Source organism: Streptacidiphilus neutrinimicus (assembly GCF_000787815.1).
GTDB lineage: Bacteria > Actinomycetota > Actinomycetes > Streptomycetales > Streptomycetaceae > Streptacidiphilus > Streptacidiphilus neutrinimicus.
The window spans coordinates 1-22,949 of record NZ_BBPO01000038.1 but is presented as its reverse complement, the minus strand read 5'-3'; the positions used below and the strand labels follow the sequence as shown (position 1 = coordinate 22,949).

The window sequence follows — 22,949 nt, the reverse complement described above, 5'->3', positions numbered from 1 at the left end:
AGCGCGACCACACCCCCACCGACCCAGGCCCCCACCCCGTCCCCGACGGACACCCCGTCCCCGACCGCCACGCCGTAGGGGCCCGCAGCGGCGCGGTTGCACCGTCCGGGGGCGCGGGGCTTTGCTGACTTTGCGGCTCCTCCCCGGCGCGCGGTTGCACCACCTCCGGAACGTGCTCGCCCAAAGCAAAGGCCCCGGCGAGCGGTCCGCGCACTACGCGGTGAGCTCGGCCGGGGCCTGTGGGGGCCCGTCCGCATGACGGAATGGCGCGAGGTGCGCCAGCTCCTCCGCCGTGCCGTAGGGCTCGAGGTAGGGGCGCCACCGCGGGTCGCGGTGGCCCGTGCCGATGATGCGCCAGGCGAGGCCCGTCGGGGGCGCCGGTTGGCGCTTCATGCGCCAGCCGAGATCGGCCAGGTGGCGGTCCGCCTTCACGTGGTTGCAACGGCGGCAGGCGGCCACCACGTTGTCCCACGCGTGCTGGCCGCCCCTGCTGCGCGGCACCACGTGGTCGACGCTGGTTGCGACGCTACCGCAGTACACGCAGCGCCCACCGTCGCGGGCGAAGAGCGCGCGACGGGTGAGCGGGACGGGCCCGCGAAAGGGGATCCGCACGAACCGGGTGAGCCGGACGACGGATGGAACGGATATGACAGTGGTCGCGCTGTGCATGAGTACCCCGGTGTCCTCCAGGCTCACAGCCTTCTTGTCGAGGACAAGCACCAGGGCGCGTCGTAGTGAGACGACGCCGAGCGGCTCGTAGGACGCGTTCAGGACCAGAACATGCGGCACGAGGGCCTCCCTTTCCGCCGACGGCGCGTGGCTCGCGCCGGGACGACCGATCACCCAGGCGTGGGCGATCTCCTGACAGTGTCGCCGCCGAAGGTGCCGGGGCGCCAGCAAGACCGGAGATCCGTCCGGGTGTGTGCTCCCCCACACCGGAAGCCCACACCGGCACTATGCCCACAGTCACCGCAGGTCAAGCCCGGTAACGCACGGTCAGCGCGGTTGTTTTCGCGGGTGGCGCGTGGTGCGGGCCGTTCCCTCGGTCTCGGTACGCTGGGGCGATGTCCAGCCATGCAACCCCGACCCCCGCAGCAAGCCCGGCCGCCGGGACGACCAGCGTCCACGCCACGTTGCAGCAGGCCAACCAGGCTGTCAGCTATGTGAGCTCGCACTGGGCGAACTGGGTCGAAGACGGCCTGCGGATCCTGTTCATCGCGGTCGTCGCGCTCGTCGTGCGCGCGGTGGTGGTCCGGCTGATCGACAAGCTGGTCGAGCGGATGGTGCAGAGCCACCACAACGCCGCCCACAGCGCGCTGCTGAGCGGCCTGCTCGCCAACGCGGAGCGGCGTCGGCAGCGGTCGCAGGCCATGGGCTCGGTGCTGCGCAGCGTCGCGTCCTTCGTGATCCTCGGCACAGCGGCGATCACGATCCTGCCGGTGCTCGGCATCAACCTGGCCCCGTTGCTGGCCAGCGCGGGCGTCGCCGGCGTCGCGATCGGCTTCGGCGCGCGCAACCTGGTGACGGACTTCCTCTCCGGCGTCTTCATGATCATCGAGGACCAGTACGGCGTCGGCGACCTGATCGACACCGGCGTCGCGACCGGCACCGTGCTGGAGGTCGGCCTGCGCGTCACCAAGCTGCGCGGCGCGAACGGTGAGATCTGGTACATCCGCAACGGCGAGGTCAAGCGGATCGCCAACCTGAGCCAGGGCTGGGCCACGGCGAACGTCGAAGTCCCGCTCGGCTACCAGGAGGACCTGGAGCACGTCGAGAAGATCATCCTGGCCGCGACGGAGACCATGGGGCAGGAGGAGGACTGGGCCGAGCAGCTGTGGGAGCCGGTCAAGGTCCTCGGCGTCGACTCGCTCGCGGCGGACGCGATGATCATCCACGTCCAGGCGAAGGTGATGCCCGGCAAGTCCCTGGCCGTGGGCCGCGAGCTGCGCCGCCGGATCAAGGAGGCGCTGGAGGCCGCGGACATCCGCCTGGGCGTCGTCCCGCAGCCGGCCGACGCGGTGCCGACACAGCGGACCGGACCGGCCGTGGACTTCGGGACCCCCTCCGCCCTCGGCGACCCCAACAGCGCGCAGTCGCGCGCGACGGCCCCGATCCCGGGCCTGGACGACCCGAACCAGAAGTAGTTGTAACTAGCACTCTCCCCAGTTCCGTTGTAAAGTACAACTTAGAGCTTCAGTTGTATTTACCAACCTTTGGATGGGATGAGATGTCCGAACGCGCCGTACTCCGCCGGGTGCTCACGCACCTGCTGCTCCCGCTGCTCATGTGCATCGGCATGGGCCTCGCGTACGAGAGCGCGTTCCACGCACCGTCGCCGCACCACATGAAGGTCGCCGTGGTCGGCAGCGGACCGCAGGCCGACGTGCTGGCGCAGACACTCAAGGACAAAGCGGGCGACGCGCTCGACGTCACCACGCTGCCCAGCGCCGACGCCGCGCGGGCGCAGATCATGGACCGGACCCTGGTGGCCGCCTACACGCCGAGCGCGACGGCGCCCTCGCTGATGGTCGCCACGGCCAACTCCGCCACCGACGTCGAGGTGGCGCAGAAGATCTTCACGCAGGTCGCGGGCCTCCAGCACGAGCCGCTCGCCGTGGACAACCTGACACCCATGCCGCCCCAGGACCCGACCAACCAGGCGCTGTTCTTCCTGCTCGTCGCGATCAGCATCGGCTCCTACGGCAGCGTCGCCGTCATCGGCGGCGCCGGCGAGGCGCTGCGGATGCGGACGCGGGCGGCGCTGTGCCTCGGCGTGTCGTTCACGGTGGCGGCGATCGGCGCCGCGCTCGCGGGGCCGGTCTTCCACTTCGTGCACCACGACCTGCTCGGAGTGTTCGGCCTCGCCTGGGTCTACTCCTTCGCCGTCGTGGCGATCGGCACCGCGCTGCACCGCTTCCTGGGCCGCTGGACCACGCTCGGCACGATGCTGCTCTTCGTGATGCTGAACTTCACCTCCTCCGGCGGCGTCTTCCGTCCCGACCTGCAGAACGGCTTCTTCGCCTCGCTGCACTCGTTCTGGATCGGCTCGGGCTTCGTCGAGGGCGGGCGCAGCCTGGTCTACTTCGACGGCAGGGCCGGGTTCGCCACCGACGTGTGGATCCTGGCGGCCTGGGCCGCGGTCGGCGCCGCCGCGCTCGCCCTCACGGCGGTCTTCGAGCACAAGCGCCGTCCGCTTCCGCTGCTCGCCATGGAGTCCGAGGCCGACGCCGCCGAGGAACGCGAGGAGGCCACCGTCGCGGCCTGACCGCAGACCCCCGAAACCCGTTGCCCCGGGTAACGCTTCGGTCTCCAAGGAGACAGAGGCGTTCCCGGGGCATTGACATCCCCTCGCCGGCCGCCGTACGTTCCTGGCGACCAACAGGAAAGTTTCCTAATAGTTCACGATCAGCGCACCCGTTAGGGTGCTGGGCACCTACGAGGAGGGTGATTCAACGCCATGTCCACCGGCACCGGCAACCCCTCGCAGCAGCCCGGCACTCCCCGCCTGCTGCGTGCGATCAACGATCGGGCCGCCCTCGAACTGCTGCTGGAACAGGGGCCCCTCTCCCGCACGCAGCTCGGCCAGCTGACCGGGCTCTCCAAGCCGACCGCCTCGCAGCTGCTGGCGCGGCTGGAGTCGGCCGGGCTGGTCGTCCCCGTCGGCACCACGGCCGGTCGGCCGGGCCCCGGGGCGCAGCTGTACGAGATCAACCCGCGCGCGGCCTACGTGGCCGGGCTGGACGTCGCGCCCGAGCGGATCCGGGTCGCCATCGCGGACATCACCGGCCGCGTCGTCACCGAGCACCGGCTGCCGCTGCCCGAGGGCGACCCGGGCGAGGCGCTGGCGCAGGTGACCCAGGCGCTGGACACCGCGACCGAGGCGGCCGGCCTGCCCCGCGACCGGCTGCGGCAGGTCGTGATCGGCACGCCGGGCGCGCTGGACCCGGCGACCGGCCTGCTCCGCTACGCGCCGCACCTGCTCGGCTGGGAGTCGGCCCACCTGGTGGCCGAGCTGACCGAGGCGCTGGGCGTGCCGGTCGCGCTGGAGAACGACGTCAACCTGGCCGCCGTCGCCGAGCAGCGGGTCGGGTTGGCGCGGGGCGTGCAGGACTTCGTGCTGCTCTGGTTCGAGGCGGGCATCGGCGCCGCCCTGGTCCTGGGCGGCCGGATGCACCGCGGCCACACTGGCGGCGCGGGCGAGATCGGCTACATGCCGATGCCGGGCGCGCCGCTGATCAAGAACGTGGACCTGGAGACCGAGAACTCCGGCGGCTTCCAGGAGCTGGCAGGCGCCCCGGCAGTGCTGGCCCTGGCCGCCGAGCACGGCCTGCCCGCCGAGAGCGCGCAGGCCGCCGTGGCGGAGGCCGTCGCCCGCGATGCGGAGGGCTTCCTGCGCACCCTGGCCGAGCGGATGGCCACGGGGCTCGCCGCCCTGGTCGCCGTCGTGGACCCGGAGCTGGTCGTGCTCAGCGGCCAGGTCCCGCGGGCAGGCGGGGAGCGGCTGCGCGCGCTGGTCCAGGAGGAGCTGAGCGGGCTGGCCATTCCCCGACCCCGGCTGCTGCTGACCGAGCTCTCCGGCCCGCCCGTGGTCGTGGGCGCGCTGCAGACGGCGCTGGCCACGGCGAGGGAGCAGGTCTTCTCCACCCACTGAGCCCACCGCTTCGAACCGACCGGCACCACGCACGCACCACCGCACGGCCGTTCCACCGCACTGCCGCATCACCCCCCGGAGACCACGGACCCGGCCCCGCACCTGCCGCGCCCGTAGCTCAGTGCACTCAAAAGCGCCCTCCGACCCGCCTGGTCCGACCCCACTGGAGATCCCGTGTCGATCGCTCAGCCCGCCCGCAGAGGCCGTCGTACCGCCGCCGCCCTCGCTGTCGCCGCGTCGCTCGCACTGACCGCCGCCGCGTGCACCGGTCAGCCCAACTCGGGCGCCCAGGGCAGCACCGGCTCCACCGACAAGCCGGTGACCATCACCTTCTGGCACGGCTGGAGCCAGCCCAACGAGCTCGCCGCCATCAACGCCAACATCGCGGGCTTCGAGAAGCTGCACCCGAACATCAAGATCAACGCGGTCAAGGCGGTCTCCGCCGACACCATCACCCAGGGCATGCGCGCCACCGGCGCCAACGCGCCCGACGTGGTCTCCGACTTCTCCACCACCGACGTCGGCAAGTTCTGCGCCACGGGCGCGTGGGTCGACCTCAACCCGCTGATGGAGAAGGACGGGATCGACCCGAAGACCACCTTCTCCCCGGCGATGCTCAACTACACCCAGTACAAGGGCGACCAGTGCTCGCTCCCGCTGCTGGGCGACGCGTACGGGCTCTACTACAACGTCGACATGTTCAAGGCCGCCGGCATCTCCTCGCCGCCGAAGACCTACTCCGAGCTGGCCGCCGACGCGGTCAAGCTGACCAAGGGCGACGGCTCGCAGCAGCTCGGTTACATGCCGCTGTGGGACTACTACGAGCAGAACACCGGCTACGTCGGCGGCCAGTACAACCCGACCTACTTCACCTCCGACGGCAAGTCGAACCTGGCGGCGGACCCGGCCTGGCCGGCCCTGTTCGCCTGGCAGAAGGACCTGGTCGGCAAGCTCGGCGGCTACACGCACCTGGAGAAGCTGCGCACCGGCTACGGCGACGAGTTCGCGGCCAACGCCTTCGACAAGGGCAAGGTCGCCATGCAGCTCGACGGCGAGTGGCGCGTCGCCAACCTGCAGCAGGACAAGGTGAGCTTCAACTGGGCCACCGCCCCGTTCCCGGTGCCGGACAGCCAGGCGGCCTCCTACGGCCGGGGCTTCCAGACCGGGACCGTCATCGGCATCAACCGCAACAGCCAGAAGCAGGCCGCGGCCTGGGAGTTCGTGAAGTACATGACCACGAACACCACCGCCCTGGTGACCTTCGCCAACGCGATCGACAACGTGCCGAGCACCATCGCCGCGCTCAAGTCGCCCGACTTGAAGCTGCCGAGCACGTTCCAGACCTTCCTGAACGTGGCCGCGAACCCGAACTCGGTCACCCAGCCGGCCACGCCGGACGGTGACGGCTACGTGACGATCCTGCAGAACCTCGGCCTGGACCTCCAGTCGGGCAAGCAGACGGACGTCATGGCGGGCCTGAAGAAGGCGGACACGGACGTCGACAACTCCCTCGCCCAGGCTGCGACGAACTGAGCCCGCAGCTGAGCTCCGGGTCGGCCGGGATCTCCAACGCCCTGGCCCGGCCGGCCCGGTCCCCCTTCTCCTCCCCTTCGCCTCGCCCCGGTGGTGAACGTCCATGAGCAGCACGACGGCCGAGACCGGCCCGTCCCCCACCCCGTCCAGGGCCCGCGCAGGCAAGCCGCCGGTCGCTCCCGCGCTCAGGCGCAAGCACCGTCGCGAGCTGCGGGTGGCCCTGGCCTTCCTCTCGCCCTGGCTGATCGGCTTCGCGGTCTTCTTCGCCTACCCGCTGATCTCCACCGTCTACTTCTCCTTCATGCACTACGACGGCTACAACCCGCCGAGCTTCGTGGGCACGAAGAACTGGACCTACATCCTCACCGAGAACCCGTACTTCTGGACCGCCATGCGCAACACGCTGTGGCTGGTCGTCGTGATGGTCACACTGCGCGTGATCTTCGGGCTCGGCATCGGCACCCTGATCACGAAGATCAAGACGGGCGCCGGCTTCTTCCGCACCGCCTTCTACCTGCCCTACCTGGCTCCGCCGGTCGCGGCGACCATCGGCTTCGCCTTCCTGCTCAACCCCGGCACGGGCCCGGTCAACCACCTGCTCGGCAAGCTCGGCCTGCCACAGCCCGGCTGGTTCAACGACCCCAACTGGTCCAAGCCCTCGCTGGTGCTGCTGGCGCTGTGGGGCATCGGCGACCTGATGGTCATCTTCATGGCCGCCCTGCTGGACGTGCCCACCGAGCAGTACGAGGCAGCCTCCCTCGACGGCGCCGGCCCGTTCCAGCGGTTCCGCTACGTGACGCTGCCGAACATCATGCCGATCATCATGTTCGCCGTGGTCACCGGCGTGATCCAGACGCTGCAGTACTACACGCAGGCGATGGTCGCCGGGCAGGTCGCCTCCGGGACGCTCTCCGGCTCCGGCCAGAACTACTTCCCCGGCTATCCGGGCGGATCCACCTGGACCGTGCCCCAGCTCGTCTACAACCTGGGCTTCCAGAGCAACGACGACATCGGGGCGGCCTGCGTGGTCTCGCTGGTGCTGTTCGTGCTCGCGATGGCCTTCACCTCCCTGCTGATGCGCCGGCGTGCCGGCCTCATGGGCGACGACTAGGCCGGAAGGACCGGGAAACCATGAGCGAAACCCTGACCTTGGACTCGGCGCCGAGCACCTCCGCGCCCGCGCCCCGGACCGCCGCGCACCGTCGCGCGGTGCGACAGAGGCGCCTCAACTGGATCGCCGTGCACTCGCTCGGCATCGCCGCGGCGCTGTTCTTCCTGCTGCCGTTCGTCTTCCTCTTCCTCACCTCGCTGATGAGCGACGACCAGTCGCTCAGCGCCAACCTGTGGCCGCAGCACTGGGTCTGGAGCAACTACGTCAACGTGTTCAAGGTGCCGGGCTTCACCGACTGGTGGAAGAACAGCATCGAGTACTCGGTGCTCGGCACCGTGCTGACGGTGCTCTCCTCCATCCCCGCCGCCTACGCGCTGGCCAAGTTCCGCTTCCCCGGCCGCCGGGCGGCGATGATGGCGGTCATCTCGATGATGATGCTGCCGCCGCAGGTGATCATCGTGCCGATGTACCTGCTGTGGACGAACCAGCTGCACCTGACCGGGACCATCTGGCCACTGGTCATCCCGATGGCCTTCGGCGACGCGTTCTCCATCTTCCTGCTGCGCCAGTTCCTGCTCACCATCCCCAAGGAGTACCTGGACGCGGCGAAGGTCGACGGCTGCGGCGAGTTCACCACGCTGCGCCGGGTGGTGCTGCCGATGATCAAGCCTGCGGTCTCGGCGGTGGCCCTGTTCCAGTTCTTCTACTGCTGGAACGACTTCTTCGGCCCGCAGATCTACCTCGCGCAGAACCCCGACGCCTGGACGGTCTCCTACGGTCTGCAGACCTTCCACAGCGCGCACCACACGGACTGGAACCTGACCATGGCGGCCACCCTGTTGGTGATGGCCCCCGTGATCATCGTGTTCTTCTTCGCCCAGAAGGCCTTCATCGAGGGCGTGACACTGACAGGAGTCAAGGGCTGATGAGCCTCAAGCTGGTCGTCGTCGGAGGCGGCTCGACGTACACGCCGGAGCTGATCGACGGCTTCGCCAGACTCAGAGACACCTTGCCCATCGGCGAGTTGGTGCTGGTCGACCCGGCCGCGGAGCGGCTGGAGCTGGTCGGCGGCCTGGCCCGGCGGATCTTCGCCAAGCAGGGCCACCCGGGCACGATCACCACCTCCACCGACCTCGACGCGTCCGTGCAGGGCGCCGACGCGGTGCTGCTGCAGCTGCGCGTGGGCGGCCAGGCGGCCCGCGACCAGGACGAGACGTGGCCGCTGGAGTGCGGCTGCGTCGGACAGGAGACCACCGGCGCGGGCGGGTTGGCCAAGGCGCTGCGCACCGTCCCGGTCGTCCTCGACATCGCCGAGCGGGTGCGCCGGGCCAACCCGCACGCCTGGATCGTGGACTTCACCAACCCCGTCGGCATCGTCACCCGCGCACTGGTGTCGGCAGGCCACAAGGCCGTCGGCCTCTGCAACGTGGCGATCGGCTTCCAGCGCAAGTTCGCGGGTCTGCTCGGCGTCGAGCCGGAGCGGATCCAGCTCGACCACGTGGGCCTGAACCACCTCACCTGGGAGCGCGGCGTCAGACTCGACGGCAAGGACGTGCTGCCGGAGCTGATCGACGGCCACGGCGAGGCCATCGCCGCGGACCTGGAACTGCCGCTGTCGCTGGTACGGCAGTTGGGCGTGGTCCCGTCCTACTACCTGCGCTACTTCTACGAGCACGACAACGTCGTCGCGGAGTTGAAGCAGCAGGGTTCGCGCGCCTCCAAGGTGGCCGCGATCGAGAAGGAACTGCTGACGATGTACGCGGACCCGGGGCTGGACGAGAAGCCGGAGTTGCTGGCGCAGCGCGGCGGCGCGTTCTACAGCGAGGCGGCGGTGCAGCTGGTCGCGTCGCTGCTGGGCACGCAGCGCGGGGAACCGTCCGAGCAGGTGGTCAACGTCCGCAACGACGGCACGCTGCCGTTCCTGCCGGACGACGCGGTCATCGAGGTGCCGGCGCTGGTCGACGCCACGGGCGCGCGCCCGCTGCCGGTCCCGCCCGTCGAGCCGCTGTACGCGGGCCTGATCGCACACGTCACCGGCTACGAGCAACTGGCCCTGGACGCCGCGCTGCGCGGCGGCCGGGACCGGGTCTTCCAGGCCCTGCTCGCCCACCCCCTGGTCGGACAGCTGGACCTGGCTGAACAGTTGACGGACCGTCTGATCGCGCACAACCGCGAGCACCTGGCGTGGGCGTGACGACCTTGATGACTGGCCTGCCGAACGAGTCCGAGGACGACGAGGTCGGGAACCCGATCGGCGCGGGGACCGTGGGCGCGGTGGGCACCGAACGTGTCCCGGGCGTGCTCGCGATCGACGCCGGGAACAGCAAGACCGACGTGGCGCTGGTGACCGCGGACGGAACCGTCCTCGGCACCGCGCGCGGCGGCGGCTTCCGCCCCTACGCGAGCGGGACCGAGGGCGCGGTCGACGGTCTGGCCGCGCTGGTGGCCGCGGCCGCCGCCGAGGCCGGGCTGGACGTCGGCGGCGGCCGGGGGCCGTTGGTCACGCACGTCTCCGCGTGCCTGGCCAACGCGGATCTCCCGGTCGAGGAGCGGGAGTTGCAGCAGGAGATCGCGGCGCGCGGCTGGTCGCGCACCACGGTCGTCGCCAACGACACCTTCGCGCTGCTGCGCGCCGGCACGGACGCGCCGCGCGGGGTCGCGGTGGTCTGCGGCGCGGGCATCAACTGCGTCGGCCTGCTGCCGGACGGCCGCACGGCGCGGTTCCCGGCGCTCGGCCAGATCACCGGCGACTGGGGCGGCGGCGGGGGCATCGCCCTGGAGGTGATGTGGAGCTCGACCCGCGCCGAGGACGGCCGGGGCGAGCCCACCGCGCTGGCCTCGGCGGTCGCCGAGCACTTCGGCCTGCCGACCGCGAGCGCGGTCGCCGAGGCGGTCCACCTCGGCGGGGTGGCGGAGGGCCGGCTGCACGAGCTGGTCCCGGTGCTGTTCCGCTGCGCGGAGGCGGGCGACCCGACGGCCGTCCAACTGGTGCAGCGCCAGGCCGAGGAGATCGTCGCCCTGGCGACGGTGGCCCTGCGTCGCCTCGACCTGATCGACGTCCCGGCCGACGTGGTTCTCGGCGGCGGGGTCCTGGCCGCGCGCCAGCCCCTGCTGATGGAGGCGGTGCTGACCCGCCTCGCGCGGTCCGCGCCACTGGCCCGGCCGCGGGTGGTCACCACACCCCCGGTCGTCGGCGCGGCGCTGCTGGGCCTGGACCACCTCGCCTCCGCGAGCCTCGGCGGCGGCCCGGCGGCCCAGGCCGCCGTCCGCGCGGCCTTCGCCGCACGCGCCGAGGGGTAGTCAGCTCCCCCGTGCGGGCTGCCCGTCCACCGCACCGCCGGGACGGGCAGGCCGTGCGGGCGGACGGGAAAGTCCTGGACAGCGGTGCACCGGACCGTGGATGATCCCGGCCGTGTTCGAATTCCTTCTCTTCCTCGGCGCTGTCGCCGTACTCGTGTCGCTACGGCGCCCGCTCGTTGCGGCGCTGCGCGGTCGCCGCAACCTCAAGCTCGTCGAGACCTTCCGGCCTGAGGAGTTCGGCCTGGTGCTCCGCTCGGAGCTGGACGCGAGCCGGGCCGCGCCCGAGCCGTCCCCAGCGCTGGTCGCGCGGAAGCAGGGCATCGCCGACGCGGCCTGGGCCGGCGACTTCCACCCCGCCGCCGCGTACGTCGCCGAGGCCGGCCAGGACTGGGACGAGCGCTGGTCGCGCCTGGAACTGCTGCAGTACGTCGCGGGCCAGGACGAGGCCTGGCTCGCCAAGTGGCGCGCCGATCAGCCGGACAACGCCGACGCCGCCACGCTCCACGCGAGCCTGCTGCTGCACAACGCGTGGAAGGTCCGCGGCGGCGGCTACGCCCGCGAGGTCCCGCCGGAGCGGATGGCGAAGTTCAAGGAGATGCTGCCGGCCTCGATGGAGGCCGCCCGCGCGGCCGCGGAACTGGCGCCGCGGGATCCCGGACCCTGGGTCGTGATGATCACGGCCGCGCGTGGACTCCGGTACTCCCATGAGCAGTTCGAGCCGCTGTGGGCGGGCCTCAAGGCCCGTGCCCCGCTCCACGTGGACGGTCACTGGCAGGCGCTGCAGTACTGGTGCGCCAAGTGGCACGGCTCCGACCAGGCGATGATGCAGTTCGCCGAGGCCGCGCTCGCGGAGGCCCCCGAGGGCCACCCGCTGGCGGGCATCTACCTGCGCGCCCTCCACGAGCTGGAGTCCCGCAGGACCGCGCTCCCCTCCGGACCGCGTGCCGTGGACCTGCTCGAGCGCGTCCGCGTCTGCCTGCTCGCGCTGCCCGCGGACGACGACCAGCTGCCCGCGCTGCGCCACCTCCTGGCGCACTACCTCCTGCGGGCCGAGCAGTACGACGCGGCGCTGGAGCAGTTCCAGTTGCTCGGACGCTGGTGCGGCGCCTACCCCTGGACGGACGCCGACGACCCGGTCGCGGAGTTCGACCGCGGCCGTGCGCTCGCGGCACAGCGCAGCTCGTACGCCCGGGCGGAATAGGCCCGTTCCGGCGGCGGTTGCCGCCTGCGTGACGACACGATCCTTCCTCTTCCTGCTGGCCAGCGCTCGCCCGGACGGCAACACCGAGCTCCTCGCCCGCGCCGCGGCGGAGCAGTTGCCGCCCGGGACGGAGCAGCGCTGGCTGGACCTCTCCGCGTACCCGCTGCCGGACTACCAGGACACCCGCCACGCGAACGAGTCCTGGCCTGGGCAGGACCACGAGGCGCTTCTGTACGAGGCGACATTGGGCGCGACGGACATCGTGATCGCCTCGCCGCTGTACTGGTACTCGCTGTCCGCGTACGCGAAGCGGTATCTGGACTACTGGTCCAAGTGGCTGCGCACGCCGGACCCGCAGTTCCGGGCGAAGATGTCCGGCCGCACCCTCTGGGGCGTCACGGCGATGGCCCACACCGAGGAGGAGGTCGCCCTCCCGCTGGAGCTGACGCTCAACCACACCGCGGCCTACATGGGCATGCGCTTCGGCGGCGTGCTGCTGGGCAACGGCTCGCGCCCGGGCCAGGTGCTGGAGGACGAGCGGGCGTTGGCGCGCGCGAAGACCTTCTTCGCGAGCGAGGCCCCGTTGGCGCGCTTCCCCTACGAGAGCTGAGCCCCGGCGGATGTCGAGCCCTACGAGGCCGCAGGGCCGTTGGCCCACGGGGGGCGAATCCGGGTGCCGTCGGCCATGACGGCCTCCAGGCCGACGGAGGTCGTGGTCCAGATGCAGGCCCGTGCGTCGGAGAGGTTGTCGACGCGGAGGGTGCTGCCCGCGTTGGCCACCAGGACGTCGCCGACGCCGAGGTCGTGGATCTCCCCGTCGAGGGTGAAGCGCAGGGCTCCCTCGAGGACGTGCAGGATCTCCTCGCGGGTGATGGTGTGGGCCTGACCGGGGGTGCGGGCGGGGATCTCACCGCGCCAGGCGGCGAGTTCGCGGCTGCCGGTGGCGGGACGGGCATAGGAGGCGAAGCGGACACCGTGGAGCTCGTGGACCGTGGCCTCGTCGCTGCGGATGGCGGGCATGGTGGGGCGACCTTTCCGGAGACGTTCCAGGAATGGACAAGCAACTTGTCTATATCGACAAGCTACTTGTCCTTTGGGGTAGGGTCAACCCATGTCCGCTCCAGCAGCCCCGGAACCCCTCGCCTTCTCCGCGCTCGTCCTCGCCCTCGCCGGAGAGCTCGTGCAGGGCATCCACGACCGCGTCGTCGCAGCCGGGTTCGACGACCTCCGGCCCGCGCACGGCTTCGCGTTCGCGCGGATCTCCTATGGCGGGGCCACCACCGGGGAGCTCGCGGAGCACCTCGGGGTGACCAAACAGGCCGCCGCGCAGCTCGTGGACGAGCTCGTGCGCAAGGGATACGTCGAACGCACGACGCACCCCACCGACGCCCGGGCACGGCTGCTGCGCCTCACCGAGCGCGGCTGGGCCTGCACGCGCGCCGCGGACGCCGCCGCCGTCGAGGCGGTCGCGCCCTACCGGCGCCTGCTGGGCGAGGAGCGCTTCGCCGCGCTCGTGCGCGACCTGGCCGCGCTCGGCCCCAAGGGACCGATCCGTCCCGCCTGGTGAGCCGCCCGGTGAGCTGCGGCCGCCTCAGCCGAAGCGGCCGTTGACGTAGTCCGCGGTGCGGGGGTCGCGCGGGCTGGCGAACATCGCCTGGGTGTCGCCGTGTTCCACGATGCCGCCCGGGACGCCCTGGCTGGCGAGGAAGAACGCGCACTGGTCCGAGACGCGCGCGGCCTGCTGCATGTTGTGCGTGACGATCACGATCGTCACCTCGTGGACCAGCTCGCGGATGGTCTCCTCGATGCGGCGCGTCGAGGAGGGGTCCAGCGCCGAGCAGGGCTCGTCCATCAGCAGCACCTGCGGCCGGACTGCCAGCGAGCGGGCGATGCACAGGCGCTGCTGCTGCCCGCCGGAGAGCGCGCCGCCCGGCTGCCTGAGGCGGTCCCGCACCTCCGTCCACAGACCCGCCTTGGTCAGGCACTCCTCGACCAGGCGGTCCCGCTCGGTGCGGCTCGCGCGGATGCCGGTGAGCTTCAGGCCCGCCACCACGTTGTCGTAGATGGACATCGCCGGGAACGGGTTGGGCTTCTGGAAGACCATGCCGATCGAGCGCCGTGCCTCGGTCAGGCGGCGGTCGGCGCCGTAGATGTCCCCGCCGTCCAGCAGGACCTCGCCGGCCAGGGTGGCCTCGGCGATCAGCTCGTGCATGCGGTTGAGGATCCGCAGGAACGTGGACTTGCCGCAGCCCGAGGGACCGATCAGGGCGGTGACCCGGCCGGCGGGCATGGCGAGGGAGACCCGGTCCAGGACCTGGTGGTCGCCGAACCAGGCCGAGATCTCACGGGCCTCCAGGGCGCCCGGGCGGGCGCCGGGGAGCGGCGGGCGCTGCGCCGGCAGGGCCAGCGTCTGCTCCGGTTGCGCGGGGGCAGTCATCGGGTGGTACCTCTCTTGCTCACGCTTGCTCGCGTCATGGACGTGGGCCTCGGGCTCGGCTCGGGCCCTGGCTCAGATGAGGTTGGGCAGCAGCCGCGCGACCTGGTCGGCCACGCACAGCCCGAGCGCGGCGAGGACCGGCACGCCGACCGCCCACGCCTGCCAGCGGCCCCAGCGGATGCGGGCCAGGGTGGCCCCCACCGCGGCGAGCAGCAGCCCCTCGCCCCAGAGCACGAGCGGCACCCAGGCGGAGGCGTCGCCGTGCATCGGCAGCTCCGCCGGGTCCAGTTGCTGCGCCGTCAGAGGACGCGCGGGCGCGTCGCGCACCTTGCTGATCAGATCCGCGTCGACCTGCAGCACGCCGTTCGGCGCGAAGGCCGGGCCACTCGCCGTCACCAGGACCAGCCGTCCCTTGCCGGTCGCCGGCGGCGGCGGCACGGGGTCGCCCGCGCGGCGCACGTCGAGCACCCGGTAGGTCTGCACGCCCTGACCGGTCGTCAGGGAGAAGGTCTCGTCGGGCCGGAGCTGGTCGAGCTGGCCGAAGGGGCCGCCGAAGCCCGACTCACGGGCCATCAGCACGCTGGTCCCGGCCTGACCGGGCAGCGCGGTGTCGCGCCGGTGGCCGGGGCCGAGTTCCAGCACCCCGGAGGTGGTGCCCTCGCGCACGACCTCGCGCATCCCGAGTTCGGGGACGGTGAGCAGGGCGACGGGCGTGCCGAGCGCCAGCAGCTTGCCGTTCTGGTCGAGCTGGCCGACCGGCGCGGTGCCCTGGGCCAGCGCGAGCCGCAGAGCGGCGTAGCCGGTCTCGCGGTCGCGCGCGTGGCGGATGTCGCCGATGGGTCCGACGTCGAGCAGCAACCCGAAGATCAGCGCGGACATGATCATCAGGGTGGCGCCGTAGGCCCCTGCGACGTCCAGGCCGCGACGAGGCCGGGCGGATCCCGCCGGCGGCACTGGCGGGGCCGGCGGAACCGGCGGTGGGGCCGACGCGGAGGCGGGAGGCAGCGGCGGTGGACTGGCGGTGAGGGTCATCGCCGCCCCGCCTTCGCCTCGGCGGCGGGCTGCTCGGCCTGCGCGTCCACGTCGTCGGGCGCCTGGTCGGACCCGGGCGCGGGCTCGGGCTCCGGGGTGGCGCTGTTTCGCACCTGCTTGGCCTTCCGTTCGACGGGGGCCGCGGCGCGGCGGCGGCGCAGCGCGGAGAAGCCGAGGCTGACGAGGAGCAGCGCGCCCGCGACCATCGCCGGCACGGAGAGCAGCGACGGGCCGCCGCCCTGTCCGGTCGCGGCGGTCGGCGCGGGCAGCGGCTTCGCGGTCATGGCCGGCTCGGTGCTCTCGGGCATGGCCACCGGGGTGGAGTGGTCAGCCGTCCAGGAACCGGGCGTGGCGAAGGTCAGCGTGCCGACGAAGTCGCGCAGGTGGGCGGGCTGGAAGCGGCCGCGGCAGTAGACGTCCACCCGGTAGGCGCCGTGCAGCGCGCTGACCCCGTTCTGGCGCGCGATGCTGCGCAGGGTCTGGTCGAGCGGGACGACGTACCCGCCGGTGGACGCGGCCGGGTAGATCGACGCGGCGGAGAGGCCGAGCGCGGAGGCCCCGCCGGCCGGGAAGCCGGGCCCGCTGATGCCGGCGCTCAGCCAGCTCCCCTGCGCGGGACAGCGGCCGGAGGTCGCGAGGTCGATGGGGTCGTCGTCGTGGCCCGAGGCGTAGTCGAAGAAGAGCGTCCCCGGTGCGTTGTCGGCGGTGGCCCGGGCGCTCGCACTCGGCAGTGCGCTCGGCGTGGCGGACGGCCCGTCAGCCACGGCGACGGACGCCCCGCCCAGCAGCGCCGCGCACACGGCAGCCACGGCCATCCCGACCGCACCCACCCGCGCCACCGTACGACCACGCCCGCTCCGCGGGGCGACACCAACGGAAGCACCCTCGGGCTGGGCCTCACCGGGCCCGGGAGTTACTGCCGGCTCCGCCGGGGTCGCGCCCGGTGCGCTCGGCGCGGCTGCGGGGACGGGGACCGGGACTCGGACGGGGGCCGTGGGTGCGGTCGGCTCGGTCGGGGAGGTCGGCTCGGTCGGGGAGGTCGGCTCGATCGGGGAGGTCGGCTCGATCGGGGAGCTCGGGCTCGCCGGGTCCGCCGGGGCGGACGGGGTGGAGGGGGTGGGCCAGCCGCCAGAGCCGGGCGCGCCCCCGGGGCGGTTGCGGCGGCGACGGCGGCGGAGGAAGAGGCTGACGGCCAGGGCCAGCAGCGGGAGGATCAGGGCGACGAGGGTCCACGGGACGGTCGCGTAGAGGTTGTCGCTGGTGGCGGACGGGAGCGCCGGGTCGGTGTCGCCTGGCACGGCCAGCGGGTCCACGGTGATGGAGGCGGTCGACCAGAGCGTCGGGAAGACGCCGCGGATCTGCACCGTGTAGGTGACGCTGTTGCCGGGCAGCAGCTCCGTCAGCGCGCCGGGCCCGCTCGCCGTGGTGAGCGCGCCGACCGCGTTGCGGACCCGGACCGCCTGGCGGCCGCTGAGGCGGACGTTGCCCGCGTTGCGGACGGTGTAGCTGACCGTGGTGGTGCCGGTGCCGAAGGGGTTGAGCGTGCCGCGGTACCGCACCGAGACGGACTGGACCACCAGCTGCGGGTGGAGCGCACCCGGGACCCGCAGGTGGATGCGGGTGCCGACGCGCTGGTCGACGGCGATGTCGTTGCCCTTGGCGTCGACCCCGTGGCGGCGCAGCGCCAGCACGATGCCGCCGGAGTGGTCGCCGGGCGCGGCGTTCGCGGGGACCGCGAGGGTGAAGGGGATGATCTGCCGCGTGCGCGGCGGGAGCGTGACCGTGCCGACGGCCGGGTGGACCCAGGAGCCGACGTCCGTGGAGTGCCCGGCGGCGGGCAGCACGTCGTAGCCGCCGCTGGAGGTGTTGAAGGCGTCCGCCGCGTACAGGGAGAGAGTGAGCGGGTCGTCGCCGTAGTTGTAGACCGCGACGTGGTCCTTGAGCTGCGCCCCCGGGGTGGCCGAGTAGGTGAGCGCCGCGCGCTGGTCGGGGCCGGAGGCCGAGGCCGGCTGGATGCCGAAGGTCTGCTGCTGCGCGGCGGGAGCCGCGCCGGGCACGGCGGCGGACGCCGCCGGCGCGAGCACGGCCAGCACGGACACGAGCAGCGCCGTGAGCGCGAGGAGCGCGCGACGCGCTCTCGCCGGGGGGCGGGTCATGGCAGGAGTCCTTTGCACGGGCACGGGGTGACTGGGCAGGCGGTCCCGCCGCACCGGCCCGGGGAAGCGAGGCGCGGTGCGGCGGTACTGCCGTCAGCGACGACGGGTCGTCACATCACGGTCGGGTGGCGCGGTCGGACGGTCGTCACATCGCGGTGAGCGTGAGCACCGCGGTGTAGGTGCCGGCCTTGGTGGAGGTGGGCGCGACCAGGGACAGGTCGGCGCCCAACTGGGCGGTGCCGAGGCCGGTGGCGGTGGCCAGGGTCCGGGAGGACTTGAGGCCCAGCGCGCCGGAGTCGGACGCGGAGACGGCGTTGGCCGGGGCCACCGCGCCGCCGAGGGTGACGTTGAGCCCGTCGACCTTGTTGACCAGGCGCGGGATCCAGCCGAGGTTCTGGCCGTTGATGGTGTCGCCGCCGTCGGAGAAGTCGGCGACCTGGCCGCTGAGCGCCCACCCGGGCGCACCCGCGCGGGTGTCGGTGACGGTGACGGTCTGGATCGGACCGGCCGTCGCGAACAGGGTGCTGGTCGAGTTCAGGGTCAGCGGCGGCAGGGCGACGGTGCTGCCCGCGACGCTGAGCACCAGCGCGCCGGGGGCGACGGTGGTGGTGATGTTCTCGGTGCCGCTCGCGGAGCCGCCGCCCGTGCCGCCACCGGTGCCGCCGCCGGTCGGGGCGCTGACGGTGTAGGTCACGGAAGCGGAGGTGGACGCCGCGAACGCGGTGGAGTCGGTCGGGGTGAAGGCGGCCGCGAGCTGGTGGTCGCCCTGGGGCAGCGTGGTGGTGGTGAGCGTGGCGCTGCCGTTGCTGACCGCGACCGGGCTGCCGATCGCGGTGCCGCCGTCGGTGAAGGTGATCGTGCCCGCCGCGGACGACGGGGTGACCGTCGCCGTCAGCGTGACCGCCGTGCCGGCCGGGGAGGAGGTGCCGGGGGTGACCGCCAGCGCCGTCGTGGTGGCCTTCGCGCTCGGCGGGCTGACGGTGTAGGAGGTCGCCGTCGAGGTGGAGCTGCCGAAGTTCGGGTCCGAGGAGGTGAACGCGGCGGTCAGCTGGTGGGCGCCCTGGGTGAGCGCGGAGGTGGTCAGGGTCGCGGTGCCGTTGGCGACGGCGACCGGGCTGCCGATCGCCGTGGTGCCGTCCATGAACTGGACGGTGCCCGCGGCGGCCGGGGAGACGGTCGCGGTCAGGGTGACGGCGCTGCCGGCCGTGGCCGAGTTGGCGGGGGTGACCGCCAGCGTCGTGGTGGTGGCCGTCTGGGTGCTGGAGGTGTACGCGGTCGGGCTGGTGAAGAAGATCTTGCCGACGTAGTCACCGAAGGTGGTGGCGCCGAAGGCGTTGCGGCAGGTGAGCGTGAAGTCGTACTCGCCGGACAGGGCGGTGATGCCGGCCTGCTGGGCGAAGTAGCGCATGGTGTTGGAGAGCGGCACCACGTAGCCGCCGGCGGCGGTCTGCTGGTAGGTCGAGATCGGGGAGTTGCCGACGACCTGGGTGCCGGTGGCCGGGAAGCCCTGGCCGGTGACCGACATGATCAGGTTGGAGCCGCCGCCGGTGCAGCCACCGGAGGTGGTGAAGCTCATCGCGTCGTCGTCGGCGCCGGTGGCCGGGGTCGCGGTCATCGTGCCGAGCTGGGTGTCGGCGTGCGCGGCGGTCGCGCCGATCATCGTGGTCGCGCCGGAGGCCAGCAGGGTGGCCGTCACCAGCGCCACACGGCGGGAGATGCGGAGGGTCGACACAGGAGTACTCGCCTTCGTCAGTCTGCGTGTGAGGGTGGGGGCGGTCAGCCCGTGACCTTGGAGGTGTCGCCGCAGTTCGGGTCGATGCCGAAGCCGTAGGTCTTGATGATCGAGCTCTGCTGGCAGATCAGGGAGTTGGAGCCGACGAAGACCGTGCTCCACGGCGCGGTGCCGACGTTGGTGCTCGGGATGACGTTGTAGACCTCGCGGGTGGCCGCGGAGCCGGTGTTGAGCAGCAGCGAGGGGGTGCCGTTGATGCTGCCGAGCAGCGCCGAGCCGCGCAGGTCGGCGAGGGTGCCGGCGCCCTGGGCGATGTACTGGGCGATGGAGAACGGCGCGACGGAGTTGTCGTCCAGGACGCGGCCGTCGTGCTCCTCGATCGGCTTGCCGTTCTTGGTGTCGCTGATGCACGGGTAGGCGTGGTTGACCACGTCGGTGTCGGAGATGCCGACGGTGGTCTCCCAGAACGAGCGGGTGCCGGAGCCGGCCTGCGGCAGCAGCGGGTGGATCGAGTAGTTCGGTCCGGTGCCCACGTAGTTGGGGTCACAGGTGTAGATGGCGTGCAGGTCGGCCAGGGTCATCGTGCGCGGCAGCGAGCTGGTCGGCGTGATGGCGTAGGTGACCGCGTCGACCGCGAACGGGACGTAGGTCAGGCCGGGCGTGGCCGGGGCCAGGTTGAGGCTGGAGGAGCGGGAGAACTGCAGACAGCCGTTGGCCGCGCCCAGCGAGTTGAGCAGCGCGGTGCGGCCCGCGCCGGAGCCGTTCGGGCGGGCGAGGGCCTGGCAGGCGCTGCCGGACTGGGTGGCGACGGTGGCCGAGCCGGTCGCGTCGTAGGAACCGATCACCTTGGTGCCGTTGATGGTGATCGTGCCCGCCATCGCGTTCATGACGCCCTGCGTGGTGTCGGAACCGACACCGGCGAGCTGACGGTAGGTGGGCGCGCCCACCGGGTCGGCGTGGGCGGTCCCGGCGCCGACGGCCAGGAGGGCGACACCTGCGGCGGCGGCGAGAAGCCTGAACTTGCCGGTCATGGAACGGATCCCTTTCGGACGGTGGTGCAGGGACGGCCGGAGGGTTCCGGTCGTCGGGCGGAGCGCGGGTCGTGATCGGTGCGGCGGTCGGAGCGGGCGCCGTCGCAGACGGCGCCGGTCGCGGACGTGGGGCCGAGCCGACGTCCGGTCAGCTCCGGGGCCGCCGCAGGTAGCGGGCCAGCAGCGGTCCGGCCCCGGCCGCCACCAGGGCGACGAGCAGCAGGACCAGGAACAGGTACTGGGTGGCGCCCACGGGTGTCGCGGCGGTGCGGGCGACGTTCTGCACGGCCGGGGAGCTGGGCGCGAGCGTCGGGGTGCCGTGTCCCGCGCCCGACTGGCCGCCGGAGCCGCCCCCCGACGTCCCCGAGGTCCCCGACCCGCTGCCGTCGCCTCCCCCGCCTGCGGTGCCGGGACCGCCGACGGCCCCGCCGGTCGTCGTCCCCCCGGAGGCGCCGCCGTGCGGCCCGGAGTCGTCGACGACGGTCTTGGCGACGGACAGCGCCTGGGTGCGCAGCGTCTGCGGCAGCGGCACGTAGCCGTTGACCAGCTGGCCCGGCTCGACGCCGGGCGTCTGCCCGGAGCCTGCCGCGAAGCGGAGCAGGGAGGCGTAGGCGGCGCCCTCGTCCTTGGTCAGCAGCGACGGGACGGTGGCGGCGTAGCTGACCAGGGTCAGCGGGTACGCGCCCTTGGCCTTGCTGTCGGGCGCCAGCAGGCTGACGCCGGTGGATCCCACGGGCGTCATCGCCGCCTGGGCCGCCAGCATGGAGGCCGCGGTCGGCGCGACGAACTGGCCTGCGCCGTTCCTCAGGTTGGCGGTGTCGAGGCCGTAGCGGGCGGCGGTCGCGGTGTCGGTGACCGCGAGGATGCCGATCTGCCCCTGTGGCTCCGGCGGCCCCTTCTTCAGCTGCGGCGGGGTGGCCGTGGCGTCCCAGATGGTCTTCGACAGCCTGTCGCCGCGGGCCGCCGAGCGGGCGGCGTCGTGCATGCCGACCGCGTACGGGTGGGCGTCCAGGGTGCACAGGGGCGGCTGGTGGTTGGGGCTGTTCGGGAAGGTCTCGCAGTACGGGTCGCTCTTGGGGAAGTCGTCGCGCGGCAGGCTCAGCTTGTCGGCGGTGTAGTTGGGGTTGACCGTCATCCCCCACGGGTCCTTCTTGCCGGCCAGGAAGTCGCGCGCGTCCGGGTCGGCCTCGACCCACTCCCACAGGTGCCGGGCCGCGTCGGACTGGCCGAGCGGCACGAGGATGTCGGGGATCCGGGAGAGGAAGGCGAGCGGCTTGAAGTCCGGGTTCAGCGCCAGGAAGTCGGGGTCGGTGGTGAGGTCCAGCGGGTTGTTCGCCACGTCGGTGGCGTCGTAGCCGACGGCGTAGCGGTAGGACTGGGTGAGCAGCTTGGCCACCAGCCGCGGCGTCAGGTTGATCGTGTGCATGCGCTGGCCCTCGAGCATGCGCACGTCGGCCGGGGCGCTGGTGTAGGACTGGCTCTGCACGTCGAAGGCGACGGTGACGCCGGACAGGGCCACCGGAGCGTAGACGGGGGTGCGTCCGGCGGGAAGCTGGTCGCCCGGCACCGGGTCGGCGACGTAGACCATGCCGGGGTCCGCGTCGTTGACCAGCTTGGCGCGGGCCAGGTCGTCGTCGAGCTTCGTGTAGCCGAAGATCGACGTGGTCTGCCGGCACAGCACCGGCTGCCAGCTGGTCACCGCCTCCTGCGCCATCTCGGTGCCGTAGGTGAGCCGTTCGTGGCTGCCGATGGGGCAGTTGAGGCCGAGCGGGGTGAAGTGCAGCGGCACGACCATCCGGTAGCGCCAGTTGCTCGTGGACAGCGGGGAGGACTGCAGCTGGCCGGAGTTGCCGACCGGCGGCTTGCCGTCGACCTCGAGCTCACCGCGCGGGACGACGACCAGCCAGCACTCGCGCCCCTCCTTCGGCGGCACCTTGACGTTGTCGGGCGTCTGGCCGCAGCCGAGGCCGGGCGCCTCCATGCCGGTCTGCGTCTCGAAGTAGACCTGGCCGGTGCCGTCCGACCTCGTCGGCGCGAAGGGCACCTCGTTGGTGGACTCCACGTCGAAGAACTGGCTGCCCGCGGTCGTCTCGACGACGCCGTTGACGGCGTGGAAGGGCGTGTAGACGTTGACGTTCGGCTGGGTCTGCTTGATCGTCTCCAGCGGGTCGACGAGCGAGCCGTAGTTGAGCTGACGCGTGGAGACGTACGCGCCGCCGCGGCTGTCGCCGCGCAGGCCGCCGTACTGGCACTGGGTGCGGTCCGGGCCGGTGGCGGCGTCGCCCCAGCACTGCATCAGCTCCAGGTAGTCCTGGGCGAAGCTGGACGGGTTGGGCTGCGTGGGCTTGCCGCCGGTCCAGTCGACCTTGACCACCTGGTCGGTCAGGTTGGTCGTCTGGTGGACCGTCACCGTCAGCCCGGCGAACGGGCCCGTGCCGTGCACGCTGACGGCCGAGCCGGAGGCGGCCGGGCTCACCAGCGTCGGGGTGCCGGGCACGCGCGGGTCGCCGCTGCCGACGGTGGTGAGCTCTGTCCCGGCGACGGTGCCCGCGCCGCCGGTGCTCCCGGTGGCCGAACCGCCCGTCGCACCGGCCCCGCCCGCGGCGGAGTCGACCGGTACCGGCTTGCCGGTGACCGGGTCCACCTGGACCGAGGGCCCGCTGGTCGGCAGCGCGGTGGCGGTGCGGTCGGCCCCTCCCTGCGGTGCGGCGGTGACCACGCCGGCCGCGATCGCGGCCAGCACCGCGCAGGCCAGGCCGGTGCGC

Annotated in this window: 18 protein-coding genes and 1 pseudogene; 11 read left to right on the top strand and 8 right to left on the bottom strand. The window is 72.5% G+C overall.

Annotation, left to right across the window (positions count from 1 at the left end; translation table 11 throughout):
• Window positions 1–213 precede the first annotated feature (213 nt).
• On the bottom strand, window positions 214–789 hold the full coding sequence (locus tag TR48_RS23025; protein ID WP_042370488.1) for an HNH endonuclease: 576 nt from the start codon (window positions 787–789) through the stop codon (window positions 214–216).
• Between the two features lie 275 nt (window positions 790–1,064).
• Here TR48_RS23025 and TR48_RS23020 point away from each other — a divergent pair, with 275 nt between their 5' ends.
• From TR48_RS23020 to TR48_RS22975, 10 genes are all read left to right on the top strand, one after another.
• Window positions 1,065–2,144 (top strand): mechanosensitive ion channel family protein, encoded by a 1,080-nt coding sequence (locus TR48_RS23020; RefSeq protein WP_042370398.1) that lies wholly within the window; start codon window positions 1,065–1,067, stop codon window positions 2,142–2,144.
• 83 nt (window positions 2,145–2,227) lie between these two features.
• On the top strand, window positions 2,228–3,265 hold the full coding sequence (locus tag TR48_RS23015; protein ID WP_042370397.1) for a membrane protein: 1,038 nt from the start codon (window positions 2,228–2,230) through the stop codon (window positions 3,263–3,265).
• A gap of 192 nt (window positions 3,266–3,457) precedes the next feature.
• A complete protein-coding gene (locus TR48_RS23010) occupies window positions 3,458–4,651 on the top strand; it encodes an ROK family transcriptional regulator (protein ID WP_042370396.1) in 1,194 nt (397 codons plus the stop codon).
• Window positions 4,652–4,831: 180 nt separating this feature from the next.
• Complete coding sequence (locus tag TR48_RS23005) at window positions 4,832–6,184, top strand: extracellular solute-binding protein (protein WP_042370487.1); 1,353 nt, start codon at window positions 4,832–4,834, stop codon at window positions 6,182–6,184.
• A gap of 103 nt (window positions 6,185–6,287) precedes the next feature.
• Window positions 6,288–7,295, top strand: a complete 1,008-nt coding sequence (locus TR48_RS23000; RefSeq protein ID WP_084729672.1) for a carbohydrate ABC transporter permease — start codon at window positions 6,288–6,290, stop codon at window positions 7,293–7,295.
• Between the two features lie 20 nt (window positions 7,296–7,315).
• Entirely contained in the window at window positions 7,316–8,221 is a 906-nt protein-coding gene (locus tag TR48_RS22995) for a carbohydrate ABC transporter permease (RefSeq protein ID WP_042370394.1), read from the top strand.
• On the top strand, window positions 8,221–9,489 hold the full coding sequence (locus TR48_RS22990) for a 6-phospho-beta-glucosidase (RefSeq protein WP_042370392.1): 1,269 nt from the start codon (window positions 8,221–8,223) through the stop codon (window positions 9,487–9,489). The genes TR48_RS22995 and TR48_RS22990 overlap by 1 nt, the downstream gene beginning before the upstream one ends.
• Window positions 9,486–10,595, top strand: a complete 1,110-nt coding sequence (locus TR48_RS22985) for an N-acetylglucosamine kinase (protein ID WP_236652282.1) — start codon at window positions 9,486–9,488, stop codon at window positions 10,593–10,595. Before TR48_RS22990 ends, TR48_RS22985 begins: the two co-directional genes overlap by 4 nt.
• Window positions 10,596–10,707: 112 nt before the next feature.
• Entirely contained in the window at window positions 10,708–11,796 is a 1,089-nt protein-coding gene (locus tag TR48_RS22980; RefSeq protein ID WP_236652281.1) for a hypothetical protein, read from the top strand.
• A 28-nt stretch (window positions 11,797–11,824) separates the two neighbouring features.
• Window positions 11,825–12,406: a flavodoxin family protein gene (locus TR48_RS22975; protein ID WP_042370388.1), complete on the top strand. Its 582-nt coding sequence runs from the start codon at window positions 11,825–11,827 to the stop codon at window positions 12,404–12,406.
• Window positions 12,407–12,426: 20 nt separating this feature from the next.
• Here the strand turns inward: TR48_RS22975 and TR48_RS22970 are convergent, their stop codons facing one another.
• Window positions 12,427–12,816 carry a cupin domain-containing protein gene (locus tag TR48_RS22970; protein ID WP_042370386.1) on the bottom strand — a complete coding sequence of 130 codons (390 nt, stop codon included), beginning with the start codon at window positions 12,814–12,816 and terminating at the stop codon, window positions 12,427–12,429.
• 91 nt (window positions 12,817–12,907) lie between these two features.
• Here TR48_RS22970 and TR48_RS22965 point away from each other — a divergent pair, with 91 nt between their 5' ends.
• Complete coding sequence (locus tag TR48_RS22965) at window positions 12,908–13,363, top strand: MarR family winged helix-turn-helix transcriptional regulator (protein ID WP_042370385.1); 456 nt, start codon at window positions 12,908–12,910, stop codon at window positions 13,361–13,363.
• A 24-nt stretch (window positions 13,364–13,387) separates the two neighbouring features.
• Here TR48_RS22965 and TR48_RS22960 read toward each other — a convergent pair whose 3' ends face one another.
• The 6 genes and pseudogenes from TR48_RS22960 to TR48_RS43465 form a co-directional block, all read right to left on the bottom strand.
• On the bottom strand, window positions 13,388–14,233 hold the full coding sequence (locus tag TR48_RS22960; RefSeq protein WP_042370384.1) for a phosphate ABC transporter ATP-binding protein: 846 nt from the start codon (window positions 14,231–14,233) through the stop codon (window positions 13,388–13,390).
• Window positions 14,234–14,305: 72 nt separating this feature from the next.
• Window positions 14,306–15,112 carry a sortase domain-containing protein gene (locus tag TR48_RS22955; RefSeq protein ID WP_161789887.1) on the bottom strand — a complete coding sequence of 269 codons (807 nt, stop codon included), beginning with the start codon at window positions 15,110–15,112 and terminating at the stop codon, window positions 14,306–14,308.
• Between the two features lie 149 nt (window positions 15,113–15,261).
• Entirely contained in the window at window positions 15,262–17,421 is a 2,160-nt protein-coding gene (locus tag TR48_RS39145) for a hypothetical protein (RefSeq protein ID WP_052442907.1), read from the bottom strand.
• Window positions 17,422–17,566: 145 nt separating this feature from the next.
• Entirely contained in the window at window positions 17,567–19,153 is a 1,587-nt protein-coding gene (locus TR48_RS22945) for an Ig-like domain-containing protein (protein ID WP_052442906.1), read from the bottom strand.
• A 44-nt stretch (window positions 19,154–19,197) separates the two neighbouring features.
• The gene (locus TR48_RS22940) at window positions 19,198–20,184 is read right to left on the bottom strand and encodes a type 2 periplasmic-binding domain-containing protein (RefSeq protein WP_042370379.1); all 987 of its coding nucleotides are present in this window, start codon (window positions 20,182–20,184) and stop codon (window positions 19,198–19,200) included.
• A 148-nt stretch (window positions 20,185–20,332) separates the two neighbouring features.
• Window positions 20,333–22,949 (bottom strand): annotated as a pseudogene (locus TR48_RS43465) (hypothetical protein); the annotation flags it as partial.